The sequence below is a fragment of the Paeniglutamicibacter sp. NPDC091659 genome, from assembly GCF_044756805.1.
Classification (GTDB): Bacteria; Actinomycetota; Actinomycetes; order Actinomycetales; family Micrococcaceae; genus Paeniglutamicibacter.
In genome coordinates this window covers 1-9039 of sequence record NZ_JBIVTO010000022.1, presented here as the reverse complement: position 1 = coordinate 9039, position 9039 = coordinate 1, and the positions used below count along the sequence as shown (strand labels likewise).

The 9039-nt window shown below is 60.1% G+C and carries 9 protein-coding genes; 7 read left to right on the top strand and 2 right to left on the bottom strand.

Translation table 11 applies throughout. The features are described from left to right. Positions 1–842 precede the first annotated feature (842 nt). The 5 genes from ACIQLF_RS21635 (at position 843) to ACIQLF_RS21615 (ending at position 4760) form a co-directional block, all read left to right on the top strand. The gene (locus tag ACIQLF_RS21635) at positions 843–1109 is read left to right on the top strand and encodes a hypothetical protein (RefSeq protein ID WP_400303252.1); all 267 of its coding nucleotides are present in this window, start codon (positions 843–845) and stop codon (positions 1107–1109) included. Between the two features lie 167 nt (positions 1110–1276). Further along, positions 1277–1603 (top strand): PadR family transcriptional regulator, encoded by a 327-nt coding sequence (locus tag ACIQLF_RS21630; protein WP_400303249.1) that lies wholly within the window; start codon positions 1277–1279, stop codon positions 1601–1603. After that, complete coding sequence (locus ACIQLF_RS21625; RefSeq protein WP_400303247.1) at positions 1603–2019, top strand: hypothetical protein; 417 nt, start codon at positions 1603–1605, stop codon at positions 2017–2019. Before ACIQLF_RS21630 ends, ACIQLF_RS21625 begins: the two co-directional genes overlap by 1 nt. 98 nt (positions 2020–2117) lie before the next feature. Then, positions 2118–2666 (top strand): hypothetical protein, encoded by a 549-nt coding sequence (locus ACIQLF_RS21620; protein ID WP_400303245.1) that lies wholly within the window; start codon positions 2118–2120, stop codon positions 2664–2666. 1188 nt (positions 2667–3854) lie between these two features. After that, the gene (locus ACIQLF_RS21615; RefSeq protein WP_400303243.1) at positions 3855–4760 is read left to right on the top strand and encodes a PaaX family transcriptional regulator C-terminal domain-containing protein; all 906 of its coding nucleotides are present in this window, start codon (positions 3855–3857) and stop codon (positions 4758–4760) included. On the opposite strand, the gene ACIQLF_RS21610 is transcribed toward ACIQLF_RS21615, so the two are convergent. Both ACIQLF_RS21610 and ACIQLF_RS21605 read right to left on the bottom strand, forming a co-directional pair. Further along, entirely contained in the window at positions 4682–5446 is a 765-nt protein-coding gene (locus ACIQLF_RS21610) for an alpha/beta hydrolase family protein (protein ID WP_400303255.1), read from the bottom strand. The genes ACIQLF_RS21615 and ACIQLF_RS21610 overlap by 79 nt on opposite strands. Before the next feature lie 103 nt (positions 5447–5549). Then, complete coding sequence (locus tag ACIQLF_RS21605; RefSeq protein ID WP_400303240.1) at positions 5550–6035, bottom strand: cupin domain-containing protein; 486 nt, start codon at positions 6033–6035, stop codon at positions 5550–5552. Positions 6036–6246: 211 nt separating this feature from the next. Between ACIQLF_RS21605 and ACIQLF_RS21600 the strand changes: the two genes are divergently transcribed. Both ACIQLF_RS21600 and ACIQLF_RS21595 read left to right on the top strand, forming a co-directional pair. Then, the gene (locus ACIQLF_RS21600; RefSeq protein ID WP_400303237.1) at positions 6247–7320 is read left to right on the top strand and encodes an MBL fold metallo-hydrolase; all 1074 of its coding nucleotides are present in this window, start codon (positions 6247–6249) and stop codon (positions 7318–7320) included. After that, positions 7317–8762: an MFS transporter gene (locus tag ACIQLF_RS21595; protein ID WP_400303235.1), complete on the top strand. Its 1446-nt coding sequence runs from the start codon at positions 7317–7319 to the stop codon at positions 8760–8762. The genes ACIQLF_RS21600 and ACIQLF_RS21595 overlap by 4 nt, the downstream gene beginning before the upstream one ends. The last annotated feature ends 277 nt before the right edge of the window (positions 8763–9039 follow it).

Below are 9039 nucleotides of genomic sequence, written 5' to 3'. Positions count from 1 at the left end.
CGGACAGCTTGAGACAGCCACAGCAGTACAGCAGGACCAGCAACCCCGGCAGTACAGCAGTAGCAGCAGTACCCGGCCGTCGGACAGCTTGAGACGGCCACGCAGTAGCCGGAGGGCGTGGTTGTCGGACAGCTTGAGACAGCCACAGCAGTACAGCAGGACCAGCAACCCCGGCAGTACAGCAGTAGCAGCAGTACCCGGCCGTCGGACAGCTTGAGACGGCCACCGCAGTAGCCGGAGGGCGTGGTTGTCGGACAGCTTGAGACAGCCACAGCAGTACAGCAGGACCAGCAACCCCGGCAGCACCGCAGTACCAGCAGTACCCGGCCGTCGGACAGCTTGAGACGGCCGCAGCAAAACCGGCAATACCAGCAGTAAATCAGTAAAGCAGTACCCGGAGGGCGTGGTCGTCAGACAGCTTGAGACGACCACAGCAGTACCAGCAACACCGGTAGTACCTGCAGTACCGGGCCGTAGGACAGCTTGAGACGGCCACAGCAGTAAAGCAACACCCTGTGGGGCGGGCTAGTGATGAATCTGTATTCATCGCTAGCCCGCCCCCTTGCCGTTCTTGCCAAAGTTTGCCTCGCTCACCAGTTGCGCGCCACCATGGCAGGAATCGGAGCTGACACTATCCAAGACCTCGACCCGGGCATCCTCGGGTGTGCCTCAGCCGCCCGACAAGGATTCCTCATAGGGTCCCCCTGTGGAACGGCAGGCACCGGTATTCCTGGCGTTTAATCTGCGACATTAGCGTTGGAAAACACATCCACTAGCGCTGCGCTTTCCGGATCGAATTATGTGAACCGCAACGACAAATGGCCTGGTTTTCGCAGCGTTCAATGGCCGATGAGCAGGGCCCGCCGCACGATTTCGACAATCTAGCGCGTGAGTTCGTTGAGCGTTTGGATGCGTTCGATCTGGTTGTTCAACAGGTCGACGAGGCGGAAATTTCTACCGGCGATCCTGACGATGGTCGTAATGGCCGTCGCGTGGGCGAGTCCGCCGCCCCCTGCTTTGCGGTCGCAAGCAAGTGCTCGATCGAGACGACGGCGCGTTACTCCGGTGTGGGCTGGCGGTATTCGTGGGAAAAACCGATGCGGCATTAGAGCTGCGGGTGGCGGGCTAGGCATTTCTCAATCCCGGGCATGTCGATGATGATGCGGCCCATATTGCGGGGCTCGAAAAATTCGCACCTTGAGGGCTTGTTCGCAATATCGCAACTCAACAGGAAGGCGGCTTGAAATTCTATCTCTACATAGGTAGCATTGAATCCATGGAACCACTGTCCCGCAAAACTCCCGCAACAGCTGCGGTCCTATCGACTCTCCTGTCATCCAAGGACGCACAATGGGGCCTTCAGATCGTCAAGCAGACTGGCCTCAAGACTGGCACTGTCTATCCGATCCTCGAACGACTTGAGGCTGCGGGTTGGGTTGAAGCGGAGTGGGACACTGGCGACACCCGGAAGGGCCCGCGTCGTCGATACTTCCGCCTTGCGGGGGACGCGGTTTCACAAGCGTCCCAGTATGTGGCCTCATTGGAAGGCCAGATGAAACCGGGGCGAAGCGTTGCCCTGGGCTTCGGATGGATTGCGCCGTAATGCTTCAGGATCTAGCCGTCGGCTTCTGCCTTGCGCTTACCCCGCCGGAGCTGCGCGACGTTCGCCGCGAACAGTGGGGCGCCGATCTTCGCGATGCCCAGTCCATTGGAATGAGCACTACCGCCGTTCTTACCGGCGCTGCGACCGCAGCGCTTCATCTCCGCGCTACACACATGATCATGTCCACCCAGGGCATGAGCTCCCTATCGAAAGGTAAGAACATGAAAGTCGCCCTGATCACGATTTGTTCAGTCCTCACTTTGGCCGGCGTTGCCACTGCGGGGATTCAGGCAATTTTGCCATCCAAAGAAGCCATTCCGGTGGTCAATATCGACGGAATGCTTGAATCCGTGGACCACCCTGATGATGTTTACATCTATTCCGACGCAGCAGGAAGCGGAACGCTGGCCGACTAGAGCTGCACGTCAGTTTTGCTTTATCCCTATCTCTACATAGTATGATCTCTACGTAGGTCGATCAACACTTGATTGACGAACCATAGGGGGACGCAGGATTGAAGAATTACATTAAGACAATCGTCGGATTCTCGGCATTGTCGCTTGCACTCATTTCATCTGTGCCTGCACAGGCAGCACCGGGCTCCTTGGCGCTGACTCAAGAATCAGTGGAAAACGTCATCATCGTCGACCCAGCCGACGGAATTCTGATGACACCAGAAGAAGTGGCGGAAATCGAGGCGCAGGAGTCGCAATTCGTGCAGGCTGCTGGCGAAATCGTAACGTTGGGAGAACCATCTTCCTTCACGATCGGGAGCATCACTCCCTACGTGAATACCGCAACGTGCGGCAATCGAACTGATTTGTACCGCTGGAAAAACACCTCAGGATCGACCGTCCTGTGCTGGGCAAACGCGGGGAAAGCCTACACCAGCAATTACGTCACGGTCGGCTCTCTTTGCCCCGGACCAAACAAGGGACAGACCTACTACAAATACGGAACATCCCACTACTGGAGCACATGGCGCGGCCCGATGGCCAACAACAACACCTGTTACTCATTCGGAGATGACATCGTGTACGCCAAGGGCATCAACATTCAGTAGTTGGCAGCTGCACAATTAAAAATGCTTCGCGCGATTCGCGGGATCTGCGAGAGACCAAATTTTTGGTTACTCTCGCCGATCCCGCGAATTGTCGTTAGTAGCGCCAGCGTCTTCCCGCCCTGCGCCTGGAATGCTTTAGCCAAGTTTCTATAGTGCTGGTCCGGGCAACGCCAGCTTGGGTGCATCGAATCGATAAGGTTCGGAACGCTATTCAAGCATGTGGTGCCCGACTCGGTCGGGTACCACCGTGGCATTGAAAACGTAGAGCAACCTATTGGCTGCTTCGGTGTGGCAGGGGGGGGCACTCGGTGGCTACTGGGGGACGCTCAGGGAAAGGCTCGGCAATCGACTGCCAGTGAATCCCCAGCGTCTTGAAAAGCTACAGGTTTCCAAGACACTAGAGCGGGGCAAATTGACCTAAAACACTTTCCCGGTTTTCCGGGCACCGGATTGTGTCGAAATATCGTCTCGCCCCAATCCTGATGCCCTATAAGCCGATCCCCCACCTCGACACCCGGGCACCGAAATTCCGACAATTAGAAAGTTTGGCGAACCACAACGGTAAATGGTTCTGGCACGAATTTCGTGAATGGTGACGGACCCTCGCCGTGCGGTGTTCTCGTACCAGGACAGACCGCGGGTGAAGCAGGTGAGCCGCGTGCATGGGACGACGCGGGCACCGGACCGGACGCGCACAAACGGTGCAGCCCCGGGCCCGGACACGGGGCGCTGCCACGGCGGAACACAGCCGCTACCGGCGCCGGATCGCGGGCACGGGTCCTCGTTTCACGAAATTCGTGCCAGAACCCGGTAAATGGCTTGTATTTCACGACTCTTAGTTGCCGATGAGTAGTGCCAGGGTAAACCTTCCGACCCATCGGTCCGGCATACGGTGGTATGTGGGCTTCTATGGCTATGAGTAAGGCAAAAACTTGAGCGAAACGACCCCCGGAAAGCAGTCGTGACCGGCGCCTCGTTCCGTCCGACGCGCCACACGGGTGCTGCCCCCACGGTGTATGAATCCCCAGGCGGTAAGGCCTCATGCCATTGCTCCTTTCGTTCCGGTACGTGGCCCGACACCGACAGACAACTGCGCAGACAACAAGCGAGCCCACACACGCAGGCAGACATAGGATGGGTTCAAGAGCCTTCGCCCACCTCACACTATGAAGCAGGACCACCTATTCCATGGAGAACAACTTTGCCAAGGTGCAACACCAGCAACTGATCGTCACGATCTTTGGCCTCTACGGGACCATGGCTGGAGGCGTCCTGCCGGTATCGGTGCTGGTGGACATGTTTGCGGCGATGGGCGTCGAAGCAGCCGCCGCGCGTTCCTCCGTATCGAGATTGAAAAACAACGGCACCCTTGTTGACCGTAGAGCCGGAAAGATTGCCCGCTATGCCCTGTCCGACAAGGTCCTTGATTCCTTCCACGAAGGCGACCAACGCATTTACGATCCGCAACGGTCCGCCCCGGGAGATCCGTGGTCGCTGGTCATCTTCTCGGTGCCTGAATCCGAACGCAACCGCCGCTACGAGCTACGCACCGAATTGACCAGCCTCGGCTTCGGATCCGTCGGAGCGGGCGTGGCCATTGCACCTAGTAACGTGCTGGAACAGGCCAGGACCCGCTTGTCCGAGCGCGGATTGGCACAGTACGTCGAGTATTTCAATGCCGATTACTTGGATGCCCAGGAAATTCGCGAGAAGGTGGGCCAGTGGTGGGATTTGGAGTCCCTTGATCTCCAGTATTCCGAGTTCCTGGCGCTGTACCGGGATGCGGAAGCGTCGTGGAACAATCGACTGGCAGCAGAAAGAGAGCCCGTCTCCGCCGCGGGCGATGTTGCCCGGCAGGCCTTTGGCTGTTTCGTCCCGATGCTCACGTTGTGGCGCCGCTTCCCGTACCGGGATCCCAATCTGCCGCTGGAGTACCTGCCGAGCGGCTGGAAGGCGCCAGATGCCAAACAAATGTTTTGGGCCGTCGAGCGCCTATTGGCCCCGTTGGCACATGCTCACGCAGAAGCGTTGCTCGAATCCCGCAACGCTCTGGTCCCGACCGCTTCCATCCAGGCCAGCACCCCGGCCCAGTGAACGGCCTTCGGGTCGATGGCCTCCAAATGGCCCAGTGCGGGAAAGACCTGCAAGCTGACCGGCCCGTCGGCCAATAATGCGGCACGGAAGTAGTCGCGTGAATGAGCCACGGGAACGCGGTCATCGTTCTCGCCATGCACCACCAAAACCGGAGCCGACGGCGGCAACACGGCCAGCGGGGACGCCTCGTGGTAGACCTCCGGCCGCTCTTGGGGTGTTGCCCCAAAGAATTCCTGGGCTGCCCCCTCCCCCAGGCCCTCGACATGTGTGCGGACCACATCGGTGACCGGTGCCAACGCCACGACACCGTCCACCAGATCTCCGGCCAGCAGCGCCAACTGCCCACCGACCGAATGCCCCATGAGGATGCGCGGTCCGGCATATCCCTCCGTCCATCCACTGGTTTCCACGGCCGCGACGGCTGTGCGCACATCCTGCAAGGTCCCCGGCCAGCCGCCTCCGTTGCCTCCCCGGCGGTACTCGACATTTGCCACGGCCCAGCCGGCCACCGAGAGATCCAGCGCCAGCGCATCCATCAGGGATGCGTCCAGCCTGGCCCGCCAGTAGCCTCCATGCACCAAAATCACCACTCCACGCACGCCAGTACCCGGGAACGGCGGCAGAAGGAAAATCAGTTGTTCCGGGTCTGGTCCATAGGATTGGACGTCGTAGGCCGGTGGGTTCATCTCCACGGCGGCTTCCTCTCGCTTAAGAGCTGCGTACCCGGGCGGCGGGCGGCACAAATGGGTGGCCTGAATGCCCTGTCTCCGCCGTCCCGGACATCCATTGCTATGCGCCCGGAACCGATCCCGGCGGCAGGAAATTAACATCGCGCAGGGCAGAGAGCCGAACCACTTCTTCGGGGTCGCCCAGGTTGTGCAGCTCGTCGAAGAGAGTGGAAAGCTGTCCGGCGGGGCTAACCCAGAAGAGGGATTTTCCCGGGTTTTCGTGCTTGTTGTAGTAGGCGTGCGGCAAGCCCATCGGCATCCGCACGGTGTCGCCCGGGCCGGCCGTCGTCCACTCTCCGTCCAGGTACAGCGTGTAGACGCCTTCCATGATGTAGATGTGTTCATCCTGTGTCGGATGCACATGAGGTGGCACACCGGTACCGACGGGATCAAGGGATAACCACGCAAAGCTCGAGCTGCTTTCAACCTTCGACAGGTAGGTGTGTCCCAGAACGTTCCATGTCTTGTTCCCCATGGCTTCGCTGGCCAAGGTGATGCCCTTGGGCAGATCGCCCAGGATGATTTCTTGGCCCTCTTGAATTTGCATTGAGACTCCTCGCGTGTCAGTGGTTCCGATGAGTCCAGCATGGCAGAAAAACCATCAAACATGCAACAACTCTTGCGATCGCAAATTTCACTACATATGATGTATGTCACCCGTCAGGGGCACCGCCGTACCGCGCCTCCCGATGAATCTAACGGGCGCAAACCACTCACATGAGACAACAGCCAATTCACAACAGAGCGAGGCGCCATCCATGAGCACTAACAGTTCCACGGGCATGACTGTCTACACACTGGGAACAGGCGGCGGCCCGATCGTTTCGAGCAGCCGGGCAGGAACCAGCACCGCCATCTGCGTCGAGGGCGCCACGTACGTCATCGACTGCGGCATGGGCAGCATCCGCAATTACCGCGAACACAGCAACTGGGGCCAGCTCCGCGGCATCTTCCTTACCCACCACCATTCCGATCACATCTACGATCTCGGCTCATACCTGGTGACCGGTTGGCAGGTCCCCGGTGAATCATTTTCCTCGCCCATCCAGGTCTTCGGACCAGGGCGACCAGAGCGCATCCCGGCCTTGGACCACGTGCACGCGGCCGAGATTGATGCCCGCCTCGGCAATCGCGCCATGACCAGCACCACCGAAATCGTCGATGCGCTCTTGGACCGGGTCTTCGCTTCCGACATTGCCATCCGCATGGCGGACGAGGCGCGCGGGGAACCCCATGACTGGGTTCTCGCCCATGACATCTCGATTCCCGCTGGCGCCGGCGCTCACCCAGTCACCAACAGGCATCCGGAAATGGAGCCGTTCGAGGTCTACCGGGATGAGCTGGTGCGCATCACCGCAATTCTGGTTGACCACCGCCTCTGCTTCCCCGCTTTCGCCTACCGGGTTGATTCGGCATACGGTTCGGTGGTCATTTCCGGAGACACCGCCTATTCGGAGAACTGCATCTCCCTGGCACGCGGTGCGGACCTGCTCCTGCATGAGGTCATTGACCTCCCCTCCATCCTTGCCACCTTCCCCGAGGGCCCCACTCGCGACGGCATCGAGGTTCATTTGCGTGAGTCCCACACGCCCTTCGAAACGGTCGGGAAGGTGGCCGAAAACGCCGGCGTCAAGACCCTGGTGCTGCACCACATCGTCCCCAATACGCCAGGAACCGCGGACCTGGCAGCCATGGAAAAGGCTGCCCGCCGCGACTTTTCAGGCCCCGTCCACATCGCGTCGGACAATGATTCATTCCACATAGGCGGCGCCAAAACCCCCGGCACAGGCTACTTTGCCACCATCGCCGAAAGCATGGAGGCCCGGGCATGAACTCCGACCCGACCATCAAGGAACACACGCTGCGTGCGGCGCTCACCCACGGAAAGATGAACCGGCGGGCGTGGATCGTCACCGGCATGCTGGTGGTCTTCCAGATCATCAACTTTGCCGACAAGGCGGTCCTGGGGCTCGTCGCGGATTCCGCCATCAAAGACCTCGGGCTGACCGCCGGACAGTTCGGGTTCATCGGCAGCGCCTTCTTCTTCCTCTTTGCCATCGCCGCCGTCGCCGTAGGCTTCCTGGCCGGCAAGGTACCCACCCGATGGATCCTGCTGACCATGGGGGTCTCCTGGGCGGTCCTGCAATTCCCCATGCTGTTTGGCGGCGGTGCCGCGGTGCTGTTGGTGACCAGGATCCTCCTGGGAGCCGCGGAAGGCCCCGCCACCCCGATCTCGTTGCAACACGTCCATGGATGGTTTCCAGCCAAGGAACGCGGATTCCCCAGCAGCATCATCGCCATGGGCTCCACCCTCGGCCCGATCATCGCGGCACCCATCCTTGCTTCCATCATCGCCAACCCTGCCCTGGGCTGGCGATGGGCCTTCGGGTTCCTGGGCATCATCGGCCTCATCTGGAGCGCGGGATGGTTCCTCGTGGGCCGCGATGGACCATACAGCCACACCGCCAAGAAACCAGTTGCCGATGCGCCCTCGACAGCTGCCCGCATGGCAGAATCCCCGCAGCCAGCACAGAAGCCGGAAAAGAGCATTGCCGATCAGTCGGATCTGCTCAAGCTGGTACCCATTCGCCGGGTGTTGGGTTCGCGGATGTTCATTGCTGCGGTGCTTGCCGGCGCCGGCTGCTTCTGGGCACAGGGCTTCCTGACAACCTGGTCCCCCAAGTATCTCGGTGCCGTCGTGGCTTTGTCCCCGGAAATGATCGGGCTGGTCTCGACCTTCCCCTGGATCGTCGGGGCCCTTGCGCTGCTCGTGCTCGGGTTCACCTCCCGGTTCCTCATGCGCCGTGGCGTGACCGTGCGCTGGGCATTGGGTGCCCTGTTTGGCGCCACGCTGCTGCTATCGGGCATATGCTTCACCATCTTGCCGCATCTTCAGGGATACCCTGCCGTGCTGACCTTGACCATCGGCGCGGGCCTGGCCATGATCTACCCACTCGCGCCCACGGCCGCTGCCTTCTGCGTGGCATCAAAACAGCGGGCCGCAGTGATGGCAACCCTGACTGGTCTGGCCTCCATTGGCGGCGTGATCGCTCCGGCCATGGTGGGACTGCTCATGGACAAAGCAGGCTATGTTCCAGGAGCCAAGGGTGTGCCCGATACCGCTGAAATGGCCGGCCTGCTGGGCCAAGGCATGAATAGCGCCTTCGGGATGATCGGCATCTACCTGGTGGTTGTGGGCATCATCTGCGTCTTGCTGCTCAACCCCGACACCACGGCGAAGCGACTCCAGGCGCGTTTCGCGTTCAATGGTTAGAAACCAACCCTGAACTTTACGTGGGGCGCATCCGAGGAGAAGCGCCCCACGTATTCAGTTCTCGCTTAAAGTACCCGCCGACATGATTTTCAATTCTTGTCTGCATGGCTCATCCGCGCCCTTAAGCGGATCCTCCACCGCGACACCCGGGCACCAAAAATTCGACGGTTAAATATGTCAATTTCGTTTGGTTCCGCACGAATTTCGCGAATCGGGAATTGGCCGTGGTGATGGTCATGCGCGCACGGTTCTCTGTCTGAGGAGCTGGGAGCTTGCT

Bases quoted from the DNA above. Each gene is read 5' to 3' on its own strand.
- ACIQLF_RS21635 (WP_400303252.1), top strand. From the start codon at position 843: ATGGCCGATGAGCAGGGCCCGCCGCACGATTTCGACAATCTAGCGCGT.
- ACIQLF_RS21630 (WP_400303249.1), top strand. From the start codon at position 1,277: ATGGAACCACTGTCCCGCAAAACTCCCGCAACAGCTGCGGTCCTATCG.
- ACIQLF_RS21625 (WP_400303247.1), top strand. From the start codon at position 1,603: ATGCTTCAGGATCTAGCCGTCGGCTTCTGCCTTGCGCTTACCCCGCCG.
- ACIQLF_RS21615 (WP_400303243.1), top strand. From the start codon at position 3,855: ATGGAGAACAACTTTGCCAAGGTGCAACACCAGCAACTGATCGTCACG.
- ACIQLF_RS21610 (WP_400303255.1), bottom strand. From the start codon at position 5,446: ATGAACCCACCGGCCTACGACGTCCAATCCTATGGACCAGACCCGGAA.
- ACIQLF_RS21605 (WP_400303240.1), bottom strand. From the start codon at position 6,035: ATGCAAATTCAAGAGGGCCAAGAAATCATCCTGGGCGATCTGCCCAAG.
- ACIQLF_RS21600 (WP_400303237.1), top strand. From the start codon at position 6,247: ATGAGCACTAACAGTTCCACGGGCATGACTGTCTACACACTGGGAACA.
- ACIQLF_RS21595 (WP_400303235.1), top strand. From the start codon at position 7,317: ATGAACTCCGACCCGACCATCAAGGAACACACGCTGCGTGCGGCGCTC.